General features: G+C 60.7%; 11 protein-coding genes, 1 pseudogene and 1 other annotated feature (1 of these 13 running past the window's edge). Of the genes and pseudogenes, 7 read left to right on the plus strand and 5 right to left on the minus strand.

Features of this window, described 5'->3' with window-relative positions:
* Window positions 1-13 precede the first annotated feature (13 nt).
* Both LDB29_RS25440 and LDB29_RS25445 read left to right on the plus strand, forming a co-directional pair.
* Window positions 14-1,510 carry an MASE1 domain-containing protein gene (locus LDB29_RS25440; protein ID WP_257558302.1) on the plus strand — a complete coding sequence of 499 codons (1,497 nt, stop codon included), beginning with the start codon at window positions 14-16 and terminating at the stop codon, window positions 1,508-1,510.
* Window positions 1,507-2,088 carry a response regulator transcription factor gene (locus tag LDB29_RS25445; protein ID WP_373886391.1) on the plus strand — a complete coding sequence of 194 codons (582 nt, stop codon included), beginning with the start codon at window positions 1,507-1,509 and terminating at the stop codon, window positions 2,086-2,088. The genes LDB29_RS25440 and LDB29_RS25445 overlap by 4 nt, the downstream gene beginning before the upstream one ends.
* A 258-nt stretch (window positions 2,089-2,346) precedes the next feature.
* Here LDB29_RS25445 and LDB29_RS25450 read toward each other — a convergent pair whose 3' ends face one another.
* Window positions 2,347-3,267 (minus strand): DMT family transporter, encoded by a 921-nt coding sequence (locus LDB29_RS25450; protein ID WP_257558304.1) that lies wholly within the window; start codon window positions 3,265-3,267, stop codon window positions 2,347-2,349.
* A gap of 415 nt (window positions 3,268-3,682) precedes the next feature.
* Here LDB29_RS25450 and LDB29_RS25455 point away from each other — a divergent pair, with 415 nt between their 5' ends.
* From LDB29_RS25455 to LDB29_RS25470, 4 genes are all read left to right on the plus strand, one after another.
* Window positions 3,683-4,885 carry an AAA family ATPase gene (locus tag LDB29_RS25455; RefSeq protein ID WP_306812601.1) on the plus strand — a complete coding sequence of 401 codons (1,203 nt, stop codon included), beginning with the start codon at window positions 3,683-3,685 and terminating at the stop codon, window positions 4,883-4,885.
* Complete coding sequence (locus LDB29_RS25460; RefSeq protein ID WP_257558307.1) at window positions 4,882-5,916, plus strand: ParB/RepB/Spo0J family partition protein; 1,035 nt, start codon at window positions 4,882-4,884, stop codon at window positions 5,914-5,916. Before LDB29_RS25455 ends, LDB29_RS25460 begins: the two co-directional genes overlap by 4 nt.
* Window positions 5,917-6,076: 160 nt before the next feature.
* The gene (locus LDB29_RS25465) at window positions 6,077-7,330 is read left to right on the plus strand and encodes a replication initiator protein A (RefSeq protein ID WP_257558309.1); all 1,254 of its coding nucleotides are present in this window, start codon (window positions 6,077-6,079) and stop codon (window positions 7,328-7,330) included.
* Between the two features lie 3,626 nt (window positions 7,331-10,956).
* A complete protein-coding gene (locus LDB29_RS25470; protein WP_257558310.1) occupies window positions 10,957-12,276 on the plus strand; it encodes an EAL domain-containing protein in 1,320 nt (439 codons plus the stop codon).
* Window positions 12,277-12,650: 374 nt separating this feature from the next.
* Here LDB29_RS25470 and istB (LDB29_RS25475) read toward each other — a convergent pair whose 3' ends face one another.
* The 4 genes and pseudogenes from istB (LDB29_RS25475) to istA (LDB29_RS25490) form a co-directional block, all read right to left on the minus strand.
* Entirely contained in the window at window positions 12,651-13,418 is a 768-nt protein-coding gene (gene istB / locus LDB29_RS25475) for an IS21-like element helper ATPase IstB (RefSeq protein WP_054944222.1), read from the minus strand.
* A 197-nt stretch (window positions 13,419-13,615) separates the two neighbouring features.
* The gene (gene istB / locus LDB29_RS25480; RefSeq protein WP_119750084.1) at window positions 13,616-14,476 is read right to left on the minus strand and encodes an IS21-like element helper ATPase IstB; all 861 of its coding nucleotides are present in this window, start codon (window positions 14,474-14,476) and stop codon (window positions 13,616-13,618) included.
* Window positions 14,473-15,735 carry an IS21 family transposase gene (gene istA, locus LDB29_RS25485; RefSeq protein ID WP_257558312.1) on the minus strand — a complete coding sequence of 421 codons (1,263 nt, stop codon included), beginning with the start codon at window positions 15,733-15,735 and terminating at the stop codon, window positions 14,473-14,475. The genes istB (LDB29_RS25480) and istA (LDB29_RS25485) overlap by 4 nt, the downstream gene beginning before the upstream one ends.
* Window positions 15,736-15,886: 151 nt before the next feature.
* Window positions 15,887-17,221, minus strand: a pseudogene (gene istA, locus LDB29_RS25490) (IS21 family transposase); the annotation flags it as partial.
* Window positions 17,222-17,558: 337 nt separating this feature from the next.
* Here istA (LDB29_RS25490) and LDB29_RS25495 point away from each other — a divergent pair.
* Window positions 17,559-18,704, plus strand: coding sequence for a hypothetical protein (locus LDB29_RS25495; protein WP_257558508.1), 1,146 nt, complete (start codon window positions 17,559-17,561; stop codon window positions 18,702-18,704).
* Between the two features lie 73 nt (window positions 18,705-18,777).
* Window positions 18,778-18,818: a sequence feature (sul1 is cis-regulatory element that is thought to sense ions involved in sulfur or methionine metabolism; They are found in Alphaproteobacteria), on the plus strand (it continues 15 nt past the right edge of the window).

Here is an 18,818-nt window from a genome sequence, read left to right on the forward strand (position 1 = left end):
TGGATTTGCCATCATGCATGGGATCGCCGCGGCATGGGGGGGAACTGGCTTCTACTCGCTGTGGTATCCGGCCGCAGGTCTGCGGCTCGCCTTGCTGTGGCATGCCGGACCACGCATGACGCCATTCATCGCGATCGTGGAGATCCTGGTCAACATGGCCAAAGGTCTCCTGCCATTGGGTTCACCGGACTGGCCCTATGTCCTTTTCGGAATCGTGCGGCCGGTCCTGGCCTATGGCGCCAGCGTAGCGGCCATCCGCTGGCTCGCGAGCGGATCCAGGGCCAGTGTGCTCATCGCGCCGATGCCATTCGGCCTGGCGGCCGCGGCGGCGCCCGCCGTAGCGGCGATCTCCGCCCTGCCTGAGTCCCTCTGGCGCCCGGAGATGACGTTGGTGCAGGGCCGTGACGACCTGATCACCTCTCTTGCCGCCTTTGCCGTTGGCGACCTCCTTGGCGTGCTGATCCTCGCCCCACCCCTGTTGTGGATAGCGCAGGCGCTGACCCATCCGCCTCGTTCCAGGCGGCCAGGCGGCATTCCCCTCGCCGGCATCGCCGAGAGCTGTGCCCTGCTGCTTGGCGGGATACTGATCACGGAGACACTGCGCCGAGGGAACCTGGGCGTCCAGCCGATGCCGGTGATATTCGCCCTTGCCTGGATCGGCCTGCGCTTTGGCCGAGCGGCGGCCTGGGCAGCACTGGTGCTCGTAACGCTGTTCATGCTGCCGCAGACGGCTCATGGCATGGCGACCGCCGCACGGTTGCAACTGCATCTGGGCCTCGCGACGGTAGTCGTGGTGGGCTATCTCGCGGGGAGCTTCGCGGACGCGCAGCGTCAGGCGCGCGCGGACCTTGAGCGCCGTGACCGGCTGCTGTTTCAGGCGGAGCGGCTCAAGACCCTGCGCGCCATGTCGGTCGCGGTGATCCATGAGATCAGCCAACCCCTCTCGACGCTCGCGATCGAGGCCAAGCATCTGCATGCCATCACGGGATCTGCCGAACCGGAAATCGCCGAGAGCGCGGCACTGATCGACCGCAAGGCCGCGGCCTTGTCGCAGATGATCCGTCGCCTGCGCAGCTATGGCGGGCGAGCGGTTGACGAACCTGCGCTCTTGCCCCTGGCTGCCTTGATCGAAAGTGTTGCCGCCCTGGCGGCGATGGAGGCCAAAAACGCGGGCATCACCCTCAAGGCCGAACCCGTCGATCCGGACCTGGTCATCCTTGCCCAGGAGGTCGAACTGGCGCAGGCTCTTGTCAATCTGCTGCGCAATGCCATGCAGGCCTCAGGCGATGGTCAGGTTGAACTGTCCGCCGCCAGGACAGGGCAATGGGTTATGATCGTCGTTTCGAACCGCACGGCCCCTGATCTTGTGCCCCGTGGAGGGATGGGCGTGGGCACGCTCGTCGCCCGCGCCATTGTCGAGGCGCATGGCGGCACGCTTCGTCGCGACCAGTTCCCCCACGGCCTCGTCAAAGCCACAATTTGCCTGCCCATAGCCGGAGATGCGTCATGATGGACGAGACCACCAAAGTCTATGTTGTGGATGATGACCGCGATCTGGGCGCGAGCCTTGCGCGCCTGCTACGCCGGCACGGCTTCGACGCAGAGCCGTTCACCGATCCGGGGGCCTTGCTCGAAATCTACGCGAACGCCCCTGCCCACTGCGTCCTCACCGATATGATGATGGACGATCTTGACGGCTTTGCATTCGCAGAGAAAGTCAGGGAGCTCGACCCGTCGGTAGCGATCGTCTTCATGACCGCATGGCCCACCACCGCCAATGCCGTCGATTCGGTCCGGCGCTATGGTGGCCTCGATTATCTTGAAAAACCGCTCGACCAGGAGCGTCTGCTTGTCGCGATAGAGGAAGGCGCATGCTGGTCGCGCGAACGGCGGCAGCGACGGAATCGTACAGCTTCCCTTACGCCTCGAGAACGGGAGGTGTTCGATCTGTTGGTGCAAGGCCAAAGCAACAAGATGATCGCCGCCGCGCTTGGCTTGAGCAGCAGAACAGTCGAAGATCACCGGGCTTCGATCATGGCGAAAACGGAGGCCCAAAGCCTTGCCCAGCTCATCACCTTGAGCAGGTGAGCAGGTGCAGCCAAGCTCCTAATGTCTCGATATCCGGGAAAAACACGGATAGCCACCGCCACCTGCGTGCGCCACATTTAGAGGCGCGACCCGAGGAAGCTTTTCGGTTTCCTTTCCTCCTTGGCCCGGCCTGTCAGGCCGGGTCATTTTGGGCCCGAATTTCTAGACAGACTAACGCAGGCCTTGCTGTACCGCGGCAATGATGCACTCTCCCGCGCGCCCGTGGCGGCCGCGATGGGGTAAAGCCGGGCCTGCGCCTCACCTATCGCGCGACTGAGACGCTGGAGTTTTTCGCCAAGGCAAGGCCCCCAGAGAGATGCCGGCGAGAATCAGGGTCATCCCTGCCCAGTGATAGTCTTGCAAAGGTTCCGCCAGAAGGAGGCTGGCCAGACCCGCGCCAAACAAGGGCATCAGCGCGATCGTCTGCCCCGCCCTGGCGGCCCCCAGCACGGCAACCGCCGCATTGAACAACATGTAGGCGACAAGCGAAGGCAAGGTCGCCACATAGCCAAAGGCGCCGATCACCGCCGGCTCAAGCGGGGGGAATCCCTGAAAGTACCACTCCCCCGCAGCAAGCGGGAACATGCACAGGATGCCAATGACAAAAGTAGACAGAAGGAAGGCCAGCGGATGAACCGGCGGCCGCAACCGCAAGAGGCTGGTATAGAGCGCCCAGGCGATCACCGCCCCCAGGACCAATGCGTCACCCAGGCCAAAGCGGAACTCGAGCAGGGTCTGCGGATCAGCCTTGAGGATGATGAGTGTGACGCCCAAGGTCGAGACCGCCACTCCCAGGGCCTCCCCTGCCCTCGCGCCCTGTCCGAAAATCAGCCGGTTGGAGAGAAGAACCATTGCGGGGATCGCCGCCTGGATCAGCAAGCCATTGGTCGCACTGGTGTCATGCAGGCCGGCGTAAAGAAGGGCATTGAAGGCTCCGATGCCTACGATCCCCAACAGAAGGGTCACAGCGAGATGGCGCTTGAGCAGCGCCCAGTCGGAGGCAAGATGTCGAACCGCGAAGGGAAGCAGAATGAAGGTGGCGCCGGTCCATCGCACAAATGCCAGCGTGAAAGGAGGAATCAAATCTCGCGCCGCCCGGCCGACAATCGAGTTGCCGGCCCATAACAGCATGACGAGTGTTAGCGCGCCATAAGCGGCAGCGTTCCTGCGACTACCCATGGCTCATTCGCTTCAACTCCCTGGATCCATGTTCGCCGTTATTCATTCGCAACACGTTAATCCAGCCCACATGGGCGCGCCATGATTCAAGGCTACCCATGCCCCTTTCCCTGTTGACGCTCCCCTCGGGCTGTCTTGGCCCGGGTCCCGCGCATACGTGCGTGCCATCGCCAGATCTCAGGCTTTTGTCCACAGGCTGGACAAGGCCGGTCTGCGCTCTCGCTGCGGGCACAACGCCTGGCACCTTGTCGGTCTGGACACCGGCTGCGGAGTTCGGATCATACAGCTCTATGCGCCGGCATTGCGGCAACCGGGTTAGTGAAATATCACCGGAATGGGCGATTTATTGACAACCTCGAGCGACAATCCTAATTTATTCATAACCGGGTCGCCCTGATTCGGTTCGGGGCCAATGATGATCGACACCATCTCCAATCTTAAAGCCATGGTCGACAATGGCGAAGCTTTGAGTTCCCAACTCAAGAAAGTTGCCTTCCGCCCGCGTGAGCGCAAGAAACTGGACCTCACTTTCGGTCCTGGACGTGCAGCTGATCTTATCGGTCGCACGCCTGAAGCGCTTGCCAAGGCTGAAGCCAAAGGCAGGCTTCCCCAGCCAAAGATCGGATCGAACGGCCGGCGCTACTATAGTCTGGAGGATTTGACCCTCATTCGTCAGGCGCTCGGCATCGTCCCAGGCAAGCAGTCTCATGAGCCGGCCGTCGTTCTTGCCGTGCAGAATTTCAAAGGCGGTGTGGGCAAAAGCACCATCACCAAGCATCTGGCCGACTATCTCGCGCTGCAAGGATTGAGGGTCCTGGTTGTCGATTGCGATCCACAGGCTTCCACCAGTTCCCTTTTCGACGTCGATCAGGAGGAATTATGGGATAGCGAGGAGACGCTAGCGCATTTCCTGGCGCCCACGGCGCCGCTCAATGACTTCCGCCAGACAATCCGGGATACAGCCTGGCCGACGACAAAGATCGTGCCTTCCAGCCTTGGGCTTGGGGAAATCGAATGGCACATGGTGGCGGGGGCCGAGGGCCGTCAGGAGATCATGCGGCGGTTCGGTCTCCTCCGGTCAGGGATCAGCCAGGTCCGCCGCGAATTCGACGTCATTCTGCTCGATCCTCCCCCGGCCATGGGATTTCTGGGAATGAACGTGATGGCCGCCGCGACCGGCCTTGTGGTGCCCGTACCTGCGCGGCAACTGGACTTTCTGTCCACCATCCATTTCATGACCAATATCGCTGACACGCTCGAGGCGCTTCATGGCTATGACATGGGGGTCAATTATGACTTCATTCGGGTGGTCGCTTCCAACTATTCGCGTTCGGCCGACGGCGAAGCAGGCATGCTGCGCATTCTCCAGCAGATGTGCGGCACGAACATGCTGACAAATCCGATACTGGCTTCTGAGGAAATCAAGAATTCCGTTCAGGAATTCCGCTCAGTGTATGAATCGGACAAGCCGATTTCCTCGCATAAGACCTTTACGCGTTGCCGGGACAATCTTGATCTTGTGTTTTCCGAGATCCTGCATGTGATCCGCCAGCAGTGGCCATCAACCAGCATGGGCGGTTTTGGCGAGGGCCACAGGCTGGATGGAGAAGCCGCATGAGCAAGCGCTCGATCTTCGATGAGGTCATCGCCAATGCAACGGTAGAGCAGGCCGAAGGCGGCCAGGGACAGGAAGGGTCGGCGGTCGCGCGAGCGCGCAAGCCCATGAATTTCGCGGCGCGGCGGCTCGACAGTTTCGAGGAAGCCACGAAAATCCTCAAAAAACCGGCAATTTCCCTCAAGCCGGACGAAGTTTCCATTTGGCCCGGCAACGCGCGCGACTATGCCGCGTTGACCGAAGAGCGGGTGCGAACGCTCATTGATTCGCTCATCGCGGAAAACGGCAATCGCATTCCGGTCATTGTGCGCCCGACGCCTAATGGCGAAAAGCGCTATGAACTGGTCACCGGAACCCGGCGCCATTGGGCCATAGCCTGGCTCAATGCCAATGATCATCCCGAAATATGCCTTTATGCCTCGATCGAGGATCTGACCGATGAAGCGGCATTCCGTGTTGCGGACATTGAGAATCGCGAACGGGAGGATATTTCCGACTATGAGCGCGCGACCAATTATCGCGAAGCGCTGCATGCCCATTATGGCGGGGTGCAACGGCGCATGGCCGAGCGGCTGAAGCTCAGCCCGGGCACGCTCTCCCGCTATATCGCGCTGGCGGAAATGCCTCTTACGATCGTTTCGGCATTTGAAACATCGCGCGACCTCACGCTGCATTTTGCAAAACCCCTCCTCCCTCTGCTCGACGACGGGGAAAAGCGCGAGCGCATGGAAGATGCGGCAAAGGCCCTGGCGGAAGAGCAGAGTCTCAAGCAGAGCTTCGATCAGACTGCCATTCCCGCCAATGAAGTGGTAGCGCGCCTCCTGGCGGCCGCCAACAATGTGCAGGCGCGCGCGCGGCGGCAAAAGCAGATGCTCCAGACCCAGTCAGGCCGTGAATTTGGCGTCGTGGAGCGTGATCGCGCCAACGAGCTCATGATCCGGATCGTCCCCTCCGAGAGTTCGGTCGACGAGATGGTGGAAAGCTTGAGATCGATCATCGAGAAAGCTCGCATCCGTTCCAGGGGGAAGGCGTGACAGGCGAGGCTGCCTTATGGTTTTCCGACGCGTGGAATGCATGATTTAGTACGCAAAAACATGGAGTTATGGAAAATGTTGCCGTCGGCAACATGGTTCTCCGGAGCTTGAAACAGGCACATTGAATATGGCAGCGTCCCCTCCCTCTCTTGGCCGGCAAGTGCAACTCAGCTTCGAGATGTTCACGCCGCTGCCTGATTTTGGAGACATGTCGCTGCGTGACTATCAGGAGACAATGCAGCGCCCGTTTTTTTCCCTGGCCAAAAAGCGCATCAAGCCGATCCAGTATCTCAGTCCCAATGGACAGGTCAGCGTTCACGTCTCGGCTAACCCCCATTATGGCATGGCCACCATATGGGACGCGGACATCATGATCTTTTTTGCGTCCTATCTGAACGAACAGCGGCAACGCTCGAACCAGTTGTCACCCACCATCCGGGTGCATCCCGCCGACATCATGAAGCTCATTCGGCGTGACACGTCGGGACGGGCGTACGAGCGGCTGAGGGATGCGCTTGATCGTCTCCAAGCCACCACGATCAAGACGAATATCTGCGCCAAGGGCAAATCAAGGGAAGTGACCTTCTCCTGGATCGACAGCTGGACACAGCTGATCGATGAGCGTCGCAACAAGGTTTTGTGCATCGAGGTCACGCTCGCCAAATGGTTTTTTGACGGAGTTCTCGACCAGAAATCGGTGCTCTCGGTCGACCCAGCCTATTTCGATCTCAAGGGCGGGATCGAGCGCTGGCTCTACCGCGCTGCCCGGAAACATGCTGGAGGGAACGGCCCGGAAGGTTTTACCATCGGCTTCGACACATTGCTTCAAAAGAGCGGCAGCGAGCAGGTGCCAGCCAAGTTCAAGGCGTCACTTCTTGCCATCGCGCGCGCCGATGCATTGCCGGAACTCCATATTGAAGTGCGAGACGAGAAATCCGCCAACCCCAAGCTCTGGATGGTCATGCGCAAGGATTGGCTTGCATCCATGCCGCAGCCCGCCCCTGCCCCTGCCCCCGTCGCGCCTGCTGCCGGGACGCGAACGGCCCGTCCAGCGCCCCAAAGATACAGACCAGAACCGCCCCCTACGCCGGAGGACCTTGTTTCTCCCGCTGATATGGCAGCACTCGTCGCAAGTACGGCCAATGCATTTCGCGTCAGCAGCGACGGTAAGCAGCGAGCAACGCCAGAGCGCTCCCGCAACCGCGCCGCGAAGGCCAGGGATGTCATCGATGCAGCGACCTATGAAGCCATTCGGCGCGATTTCCCAGGCTGGGATCTCGATATATTGATGAACCGGTTCGACAATTATATCGCGAACAACCTGCCTGAGCTGCCTGCAAATTATTCCAAGCGTTTCTATTTCTTCATGAAAAGCCATCACCAGCGCAACAAGCATAGCCTTCCCGGTCAGTAGGAGCGCTGCGCCGATGGGTCGTAACGCCTTTTTGGCGGTCACGATCACTCCCTTCTTGTAGCAAACGCCCTTCCCGCGGTGCCAAAGACCCGTCATGACCGGTAGATGGACCGCCACCGAAGGCCAACATAGGAGAGAAGCGCAGGCTCCGCTCCAAGCGCCCTCCTTGCGTCGTCCCATCTCTTGTCAATGCGACCGGCTGCTATATGCCCCCCGCCCGTCATCAGCGGCGGAAGCGGACGCCCCTCCCCTGCCCCCGAGATCAGGTCAGCATTCCTGATGGCGGCTTCATTCATGTCGAGGGGCGGGCTGTTCAGGGAGCCGCATGGCATGCTTTCTGCAATCCAGACCTCCTGCCCAATCGAAGCGGTCTCGCTTTCGGTTCGCCTGGCGCGGACGACCTGACTGTTGATGACCCGCGAACGGCCACGTCCTAGCCTTGCCCTCGCGACATGCATCTATGGCCGCGGCGCGAGCCGCCAGGTGATCAATCCGGTTGAGCAAGTCGGGAGTCTGGCCAGCTACAGCGGGCCGATCATCTTTCGCGGGCTCGCCGCGGCCATTGTGCCAATCCCCCTGCCCTACCCGAAGCCAATCTCGTCAGCTGCAAGCCCGACACCAGCTTCTCCATCGGCCAATAGCCATGGGCTGGCAATTACGGCAGCTTTTGCCCTCCCCGCCTCCTGAGGATCCATTTACCGCAGCCTCTGGTCTTGACCGCAGTCGCATAAGCCCTCCTCGTCGACCGGCCCAGCACCGCACACAGGGTATGCGCCTGCGGTCGCTGATCGGGCGGCGCCTGGCTTCACTGGAGACACTATCGTGCTATCGCGCATCGACTGCGAACGGCACTGCTCTACCCAAAAAGCCAGCGGTTATCGCGACATATTGGCCTTCGCGGCACTTCCTTGGTTATCCGCGATAGCACGATGACGCTTCCCATTGGGGTTTCACATCTGTAAATATGACGGTGAAGGCGCGAATGGATCGAGGCTGGCTCGCCGCGTTCCTCGCCCCGATCTCACCGGACCGTTTTCGCGCCGCGCGCGGCAGCAGAACGGAGCAAAAAGCTCAAAACCTGAATTTATTCAATAATTTCTGTGGTTTAGACCAATGTTGCCGACGGCAACCTCGCCAGCCAAGGCCGCGCAGGCGGTCATGGCATGAGCCTGATTCAGAACGGGACGGAGACGGTTGGAGGATTTCCAACGGCCTCATCTCTCATTGTCCGCGCCTTCTGAGGTGAACGGCGCTGAATGCTAGAGGGTGCCTGATGATCCTCTATAATTCACGCGTACGCGCTGGGGCCGCGCATGCCCCAGTCCGCCTACGATGACCAGCTTCCGGGCCAATCGCGGTAGCACGGGTACTGTTGCCATAGGCCCGACGGTATGGGAGAAAAGCCGTCCGCTTCCGCAGCCGGAATGGCCGCCGGGCCCTTTCTCGAAGGCGCCATGTCGCAGAGCAGTGCGCAAAGGAGGAGAGGGGAGGGGAGGGGAGGGGAGGGGAGGGAGCGATTGGTGAGGAGGGCAGCTCCCGAGGACCCTTTCTCCATCCGCCCCTGGAGCACCTGTCATGTTGAGCTACTAATCACCTCTCACGCGTCCGCAGCCGGCGCCCACGCGAGCCCCACGTCCATCGGCGTCCAGCCGGCGAGATCATGCGTAAGCAGCCGGTAACCCGTCGGAAGGGTCTCTGAGCCGAGCGAGCAATGCCATAACGGCTCCCGTGCTCGCCAGCCGCCAGAGAACCAGTCAATCCGCAGCCGGCACGGCTCGCGTTGAATATGACCTGGCGGGCTATCGGCCAACCAAAGTCCTGGCGTCCAGCAGGACCTGCAAGCGGCGGCGTCCTATGGAAATGACCCAACGGCGACGCCTGGTCTGCAAGCCGATCATCTGCCCGGCCGTGGGCCTTCTGCTCCAATCTCCTGCACCATGATCTTGGGAACAGGTACATCATCTCGTCGCCTGTTTGCTGCGCTCGAAAAGCATCCACCATTGCACCGGATCCGAACACCTTGTTCGTGACGAGTATCTCGACTGCGGTTCGGACATGGCCGACGCAAGGGTTGGCTGCACATTCCCCCCAGATAGCGGCCCACCCGCCCTGCTATCCCCGATAGCACGATCTCATGGCCGATCGGCCGATGGACGCCGATCTTCGGTTCGGCCACAGCAGGCCGAAAACAGCGAAAGTATCGACGCAAGGGGAGGGGCAAGATGCCCGCCAGCGCATTCTTCATCGTGCTATCGCGCCAGATACGATCATTGCCTATGCGGGCATCGTGCCATCATGGCATGCAAGACGTGCTATCGCGGCACAAACCCTCGTGCCATCACGCCCCTGCAAACGTGCTATCGCGGATCAGCCTGGAACCCCGAATCGTGGAGTCAGCGCGATTCGCTGCTTCGTCGCGGCTGCTTAACTCTCTAACATCTCCATAACCTATCTAACGTGCGCCTCGCGGCGCCGCGATATGGAATTTGAGAATAGAGAGTGATGGGCTTATCCGAGAAATCCCTGCCAGCCCACAGGTCATGGCGTTATAAGCCGAAACGTGAAGTTTTGCTCGACCTTAGGGTGATGCCCGAAATGAGAACAAACCAAGAAATAGGCCTACAGGGTCCCTCAGAGGCTCACCAGGCACTGACACCCTCCTTGGTGACCCAGAGGTTATCAGGGGTTCAAAACCGGCGCCACAGAGCTTCTGAGAGGCCGGATTTTTTGGTCATCCGCGGTCGGCCCCGCCCATTTAGCAGAGCAACTCACAAGTTCGCGGGCTGGACCATGCCTCCGAACAATCTCCCTTAACAGGAGCGGCTCGCTTCGGCGCTGAGAAATGCTCGCCGCCTGCATCTGCCCTCGGGCTCACGGCCATCTCCAGCAGAGCGCTTTGGACAAAGGATCATGTCCCGCAGCATCCGAAGAGGAACGTGCGCACCGATGATCCTGTCACCCGCGGCCGCCGGCCTCAGTCATCGCGCGTCCGTTCCGCTTGGGTTCGTCGCTTCATGGGAAAGGAACTGAACCTCTCTGGTTCGCAGAGGGGTGGAGCTCCGCTAAGCGGTGGCGCGCGCCCTAGGTTTCAAGAGGGTCAGGCAACGATTGCAGGAGCCGGGCAGGGGCGGCGGGGCAGGGGGTGTAGAGCAGGCTCAACATTGCCCGACAGACGGTGGCGCAACGGAAAGGAAAGACAGCGGCGCCATTTTTGCGCCCCGCTGATTGTGACAAGAAACGACAAGGATCGAATGGCAAAGAAATAAGGACATAACAGGAATAGCAAGGAACCGGTGGCGTCATTCCCGATGTTTGTCCTTGTAAGATGCGCGATATCATGGTTGATCCAAGGAAAGGCGCGACGGAGGTATAAAATGAGGTTCAGGGTCTGATTCGATTGTTTGCGCGGGCTGATGCCGGAGCGCCAGGCGTGTCGCATCGCGAGGACGCTTTAAGGAACGAGAGGGGAGGGGCTTATTTGCTCCGATCCGATCCGATCCGATCGCAGCCGCGGTCAGGACCAGGGCTTGCGTACCCATGATGGTTTCTGCCGGGAAAAGGGGGACATACGGGTCCGGGGCGAAAGGATCCGCAGGTTTGTCCCGATGTCGCAAAGGTGTTCGCTTATGGATTTGGTCGAGAAGGGGAGCAGCTATTATCTTCTGGCAGTTCGCCTGAACAATTATTCAGCCCTGGGTGCCTCATATGGCGGGGACCTGGCGCGTGCGGCTCTTCAGCAGGTTCGCAGGCGCCTCGAACGACATCTCGGCAACACCCTCATCACATCTGTTGACGATGATAAAATCATTCTCATCGCGCATAACAGGCTGCTTGAAAGCTACGCACCAAAAGAGCTGATAGAAATACTCTGCACCATAGTCAGCACCGAACCCTTCCGCTTCGAAGACCATGCCGTCTTGCTCGACATTTGCGCCGCCTATCGTCCGCTGGATGTGGAGACATCTCCCCAATGTTTCGAAGCCTTGGTGGAATCTGTTACCGCGGAACTCGCCAGTGCGATGGCAAGAGGCTTCGACGGTCGGATCTTGATGTCTGCAAAGGAAGAAGGTCGATATCGGGCCGACATGAAACGCTGCGTGACCTTGCTCGAACAAATCAGGGGTCGAACCGCCTTTTATGTTTGGCGACCTGTGGTGGACCCGAGGGACCAGGGTCGCATTCTCTATTATGATGGACGTTTGCGCCATGCGAATAAAAGTGGCCAGCAACTGGAATGCGATGCAGCCCTGACGGCGTTCGAGCGCCTCGGCCTATCCCATATCATCGATCTCCAACTTGTCTCGGATGTGCTCGACGAATTGCGGGCAGATCCTCTCGCGCGGCTCTCGATTCCCATCGCCTCGGCCAGTCTCGATGCCCATCTCTTGGGCCCGCAAGCCGGTTGGAATGAAATATTCGCAAGATTGCAACGCGAGCCGGCGCTTGGTCCCAGACTGATCCTCGAAATAGCCGATAAAGGCGATCTGCTTTCAGTGGAATCGAGGGGAGTGCTTGGCCTGTTGCGGACATTTGGCGTCCGCATAGCGGTCGGCCGTTTCGGTGGCGGCAGTGCATCCCTTGACCAACTCGCTGGCATCGCGCCCGAGATCATCAGGATCGACAGCGGCTTCCTTCGTACCGCCCATCAATCGGAAAGGAGCCGGGCCCGGATCGGGCCGCTGCTCAATCTCGCCAGAACCATCGCTCCGTGCGTGGTGCTGGACGGTGTTGAAACCTCCTGGCATCTTATGGCAGCCCTGGAAGAAGCTGCCGACTGGGTGGCGGGTTCCTTCGTCGGCGGGACGAGTATCGGTCGCGACTGGGTCAATCTCGACTATGGGGACGCAGTTACAGGCCTGGGCAGTTTCCACGAACTTTTTGGCGAACATCCCGACGCTGCCGCAGGATCGCAGCTGACAGCGCATTATGCGGGAAGCCACCGATAGTAACGCACGAAGGAGAGGGGCACGCTCCGATGAAGAAAGAGCAAGCCACCAGGTGCGTCTGAACGGAAGTTCACCCTCCTCGGCGATCTGGCGGACGACCGCTCGCATTCCATTGACTGTATCTTCTCTGCCCGACAATATTGGGATGGAGGCAAATTGCGGGCCGATGCGCGCAACGCTGATACTCGTTGAAGGGGCGCGCCGCCGAGACGCATTCGAAGCTGGTTTCTTTTTCGCCCCGCATCGCCTGTCAACGGCGGAGTAAAAGTCGGCCATTGGGCGGCGCAAAATCAGGCCGGGTGATCCGTGTGCTGGCGAGCGCCGCGAGGGCGTAGCCCGAGTGGGGGTCGCCAACACACGGATGGTCTTTTCTGTCAGGGGTTGGAGCGTGCCTTGCGCGCCTGGCTTTGGGCCAGACGATAGCTCTCTCCGTTCATCTCGAGTATGGAGACGTGGTGGGTAAGCCGGTCGAGGAGCGCGCCTGTCAGGCGCTCGGAGCCGAACGTTTCGGTCCACTCGTCGAACGGCAAGTTGCTGGTGATCAGCGTCGAGCCGCGCTCGTAACGCTGCGAGATCAGCTCGAACAGCAGTTCCGCGCCGGTTTTCGAGAGCGGCACGAACCCCAGTTCATCGATGATGAGGAGCTTGTATCCGGCCATTTGCTTGTGGAGGCGCAGAAGGCGGCGTTCGTCGCGTGCCTCCATCATCGCGCTGACCAGCGCGGACGCGGTGGTGAAGCCGACCGTCAGGCCCTTCTGGCAGGCGGCAAGGCCGAGGCCGATCGCCACATGGGTCTTGCCGGTTCCCGAGGGACCAAGGGCTATGACGTTCTCGCGGCGGTTGATCCAGTCGCAGCGTGCCAGTTCCAGCACCTGCATCTTGTTGAGCTTGGGGATCGCGGCAAAGTCGAAGCTGTCGAGGCTCTTGGCGGCCGGGAACTTCGCAGCCTTGATCCGGCGCTCGACCATCCGGCGTTCCCGGTCGATCAGCTCCAGTTCGACAAGCCGGGCAAGGTAGCGGACGTGATCTGCGCCCTCGGCCGCGCATCGCCGGGCCAGCTTGTCATGCTCGCGCAGGAAGGTTGGTAGCTTGAGCGTCTTGAGGTGGCTGGCCAGTAACAGCTCGGGGGACGGACTGCTCATGCCGCATCCTTCGCATCGCCCGAGAGCAACTGCATGTAGGAGCGCGCCGATGTCGTCTCCACCCTGGCTCTGGGCAGATAGGGATAGATCGCCATGTCCAATCGGGGTGGTCGGCGCTCCTGTCAACGGGCACCGAAGATTCCGCAAAAGTGGGCATCTAAAATTCCCTAGTTTGGCGGGAGGGTTTGTGTCGGTGATCAGCCGTGATGGAGATCGGGCTTTTCCTTTGCTGGCGGGCGGCCGCGCCGCTTTGGCAAGGGCGGCGGGTTGTTGGACGGTGCCATGCGCGCATGCTCGGGCAGCAGGTCGGCGTGCTGTCGCATGCGATAGCTGGAGCCCTCGATCTGGATGACCACAGCGTGGTGAAGAAGGCGGTCGAGCAGCGCGGTGGCCACCACCGGATCGCCAAAGACATCACCCCATTCGGCGAAGCCGCGGTTTGACGTCAGGATCATGGCACCCTTTTCATATCGGGCGTTGACGAGCTGGAAGAAGAGATTGCCGCCGCCGGGCGTGACGGGAAGATACCCGATCTCGTCGACGACGAGCAGGGAGGATCGGCATAGGAAGCGGATCTTCTCGCGCAACGTGCCCTCGCGTTCAGCCTTGGTCAGTGAAGCGATCAGATCGGCGAGCGGGATGAAGTAGACGCTCTTGCCCGCCTTCACGGCCTCGACGGCAAGGGCCGTGGCGATATGGCTTTTCCCGGTACCGGGCGGGCCCAGCAGATGCACCACCTCGGCCCGGTTGATGAAGTCCAGGCCAGCGAGCGCCAGGATGCGGTTCCGGTCGAGCGATGGCTGGAAGGAGAAGTCATATCCGTCCAGCGTCTTGATGATCGGCAGCCTTGCCATGCGCAGGGCTGCCTTGATCCTGCGGTTCTCCCGGAGCGACAGTTCTTCGTTCAGCAATATGTCGATGGCCTCGATGCCATCGATTTTGCCCTGCTCTATGCCGCGCAGGGTGGCGTCGAGCATCTCCAGGGCGCGTGGCATTTTGAGATGGACCAGGCTGCGGCGGATATTATCGACGCGGGATGCGGCACCCCCATGGTTCATGGCCGTTCTCCCCGCGCCAGTTGGCTGCCGATCGCTTGATAGATGGCCAGGGAGCGCACGGTGACATGCTCGCCTACACGACCGATGGCGATTACCTCTTTACCATGGATACGGCGCTTGGCGCCGCTGCTGCCTGTCCGGTGCGCAGGATCGATCCTGCACTGCCGGCGCCCCTCAAGAACCGGGTGCTCGGCAATGACCTGGCCCCGGTCTACGATCCGGATCTTGTCGGGCAACTGCTGGATTTCGACGACGCGCCGGGTGCGATCGGGAACGCTGTAGTAATTGCCGCCGACCGAGACCATCCCATCGTGGCTGACGCGGCGCTCCAGCTTCAGAACAGCGTCAAAGCGGCCCGCCGGAAGCAGCTGCAACTCAGGCTGCTCGGCGGCGAAGGCTTCAGCAATAATCCGCTGCGTCGTGCCGTGGACACGGACGTTGGCGACGGTATCGAGCCAGTCGATCAGCTGGACATTGAGATCGTCCAGATTGCGGAAGCTCCGGCCCAGGAAGAAGTCCTTGCGGATATAGCTGAACGGCCGCTCGACCTTTCCCTTGGTCTTGGCCCGATAGGGACGGCAGGCGCGTGGCACGAAGCGATAATGCCCGGCCAGAGCCAGCAATGATCGATTGTAGATGATATGGCCCTGATCATCTTCCCCGGTCACGGCGGTTTTCATGCGATCGTAGAGGATTTCGATCGGGACGCCGCCGAGCGCTTCAAAGGCCTGCATATGACAGCGCAACAGGCTTTGGAGATCCTGATGCATGCCGTAGCGCGCAAACAGGAAGCGCGAATGGCCCAGCACCAGGCTGAACAGCCAGACGATCCGGCTGACGCCGGGCTCATCGGTAAATTCGACGACGAACCGGGCAAAGTCGACCTGTGCCTGCACGCCAGGCGGCGTCTCGAAGCGAACCTCGAAGGGCTTGGGGCCGTTTTCCGGTCGGATCGCTGCCAGGAACCGCTTTACCGCGGTATAGGCGCCCATATACCCCAGCTCACGGATTTCCCGCGTCAGACGCGCCGCCGTCAGATCGGGAAAGGCCGTCACTCGTTCACGCAAAAATTCTAGATAGGGTGCCAGTTTGTTCGGTCGGCCAAGCATGCGCGGGCCGTAAACCGGGGCCTCGATGCCCCGTTCGATATATTTTCGGATGGTCTTGGGGTCGCGACCAGTGCGTCGGGCAATGGCGGATATCGATACGCCCTGTCGATGTAGTTCGAGGATCATCATCAATTCTCCAAGTCGGATCATCGGCCCCGTCTCCGCGTCTGCAAAGGAGATGAGGACAATGTCGGCTCATCTCATTCTGCCGGGGCTAGCCCCGGCAGAATGAGATGAAGGGGCCACCAACTAGGGAATTTTCAAAGCCCACTTTTGCGGAGAATTGCACGACCGATGACAGCTCCACCCGGCACAGCAGGAGATGCTTCACGGCATCAAAGCCGATCGCCCCGATATCGAGAGCCTGCTTTACGGCCGCATGCAGATCGGCAAGCGTGAAGCTCTCCAGCAGACGCAGCACCTGCACATACTCGCGCCGACCATGCTTGCCCATACGAGCTTCCATGAGGCGGCGCAGCGTTGCAAACGCTTCGGGCAGGTGCCAGCCTTGCAGGGGCGCTGCCTGATCGAGCGCATTGATCTTCTGTTCGATCAGGGGAAGGTAATGGATGGGATCGAAGATCACGTCCTCGCGCTCGTAGCTGCGCACATGACGGGCAATGACCTCGCCCCGGCAGCCGATCACCACCTCGCCGACATAGCCCCGGATCCATACCTCCTGATGGCCGAAGCGCACCGGCACCGAGTAATCATTGGTCCGGTAACGCACCAGCGCCTGCGACGAGACCTGGCCGCTGGTCTGGTCACAAGCCTCGAACGGGGCAGCCGGCAGTTCCTGCATCGCCGCCAGATCGCGCTTCAGCCTCTCGCCGATCGTCTCGCTCTCGCCCCGCAGCCGGTCGTTCTGACGCTTGCGGCATTGCTCCTCGAGCCACAGGTTGAACGCCTCCCACGTCGCGAACCGGGGGATCGGCACCATGAAGTTGCGGCGAGCATAACCGACCAGCCCTTCAACACTGCCTTTGTCGTTCCCCCTGCCGGGACGGCCGTAACGATCGCGGATCAGGTAATGCGACAGGAAGCCGCTGAACAGCCGGGCGCGCTGCCTCGTGCCGTCGGGCAGGATCTTCGAGACCAGGCAGCGGTCGTTATCGTAGACGATCGACAGCGGCACCGCGCCGAAAAACGCGAAGGCGTGCACGTGGCCGTCCATCCATGCCTCGGCAACGGCAGCGGGATAGGCGCGCACGTAGCAGGCGTCGCTGTGCGGTAGATCGAGCACGAAGAAATGCGCCTTCTGCACAACACCGCCGATCTCGACCATGGCCTCACCAAAATCTGCCTGGGCATGGCCGGGCGCATGCGCCAGCGGCACGAACATCTCCCGGCTGCGCTGCTCGCGCTGTCGGATGTAATCCTTGATGATCGTGTAGCCGCCGGTGAAACCGTGCTCTTCGCGAAGGCGGTCAAATACCCGCTTCGCCGTATGACGCTGCTTGCGCGGAACCTGACGGTCACCATCAAGCCATGCATCGATGATCGGAACGAACGCTTCCAGCTTGGGCCGCCGCACCGCCGCCGTCCGGCGGTAACCGGGGGGCTCCGAATACGACAGCATCTTGCGGACCGTGTCGCGCGATACGTTGAAATGCTTCGCCGCCTCACGCTGGCTCATGCCGCCCGCGCAAGCAAGACGCACCTTCAGGTAAAGATCCACGGTATATATCTCCACGCCCTCCCTGCTCGCGCAAAGAAGGCAAAGTGGACGACTTTTACGCCGCCCGCAGCAGCACTTCGCCGCCGCCACCGTGGTCTAATTTTGCACCGCCGTTCTCAGGCAGAGGGTTGTTGAATATAGCAGTTTTAGCAGCTGGCAGGGCATATCGCGCCGTTTCGCGCCGCTATTCCTCAATGCTTCGAAACTGAGCGCTAACTCGTCGCTCACGCAGGAGGCCGCACGTATCGCCGCAACGCATGCAAAGCCGCTGGATCGCGCTGCTGCTGCCCTGAAGCTGGTGCAGCAGGACGTCCGCTATATCTATGTCGGGCTGAATGGCGGCAATCTGACGCCAGCGGGAGCCGATGAGACATGGCAGCGGCGCTATGGCGATTGCAAGGCCAAGACTGCCCTTCTGCTGGCATTGTTGCGCGAGTTGCGCATCGAAGCCGAAGCGGTGCTGGTCAACAACAGCGGCACGGATGATGGGCTTGACGAGCGGCTGCCCAGCCCACGCATGTTCGACCATGTGCTGGTGCGGGCGCGGATCGATGGACACAGCTATTGGCTTGATGGCACCTTGCCTGCGGTTGTACCGCCTCGCGCAGAACCGGTCATAGCCTATCAATGGATTCTTCCGGTGAGCCCGCAGGGAAGCAGTCTCGAGCAGCTTGGTTGGGCGCCTGCCTCGCGTCCCAATGAGATAACGCTGTTCGAGATCGATGCCCGCGCCGGGTTTGATAAGCCAGCGCGGATTATCAATACGACCATCAAGCGCGGGATCGAGGGCTTGCAGCAGGAGGTTCAGTTTGCGGCAGCGACGCCTGCGCAGTTGCTCGGCGCTTTTCGGCAGAATGCGATCGGAAATACATGGCAGACCATCGAAGATGTTCAATGGCGCTATGATATAAAGGCGCAGGCCAGCATATTGACCATCATCGGCACGGGCGCGGTGGACTGGGATGACGATGGCGATGGGATGAGGTCGCTCGCACTGCCGGGCGGCGGCTTCAACCCGCCCGAAAAGCGGATACGTGCAGCAGAGCAGGATCAGGCGCTGCCATTCTACAACAGGCCGGACTTCAACTGCTATGTCACCACCGTCCGTCTGCCGTCGACGACAAGGGCGGAACAGTGGTCGCACAAGGATGATATCGACAACCGGATGTTCGGTCGGGCCTATTACCGCGCCTTCGACATATATGATGGCTCGCTTCGCATGGTCCGGGGATCGCGCATCGAGCAGAAGGAAATTGAGGCGGTCAAAGCGCAGCGCGACAATGGCCGTATTCCCCTGTTCGACAACAGCATGGGGTGGATAAGCTACAATCCGGGCGGAAAAAACATCCGTACCGAGGCAGGCAAACGAGTTCCCGCGGCACATGAGATCGATTGGACTGCCGACAATGTGCCTTGCCTGGCATCTAACGCGGGAAGCTAAAGGCCAGCAGCTTTCCCTTCCGCAGTTGACAGGTTGCGCTCCCAGGCTGCCGACGCTAGGGGAACAGCATTCGCAAGGACCCGGTGAAATTCCGGGTGGCTATTCCGGCCGCCG

Source organism: Sphingobium sp. CFD-2 (genome assembly GCF_024611135.1).
Classification (GTDB): Bacteria; Pseudomonadota; Alphaproteobacteria; order Sphingomonadales; family Sphingomonadaceae; genus Sphingobium; species Sphingobium fuliginis.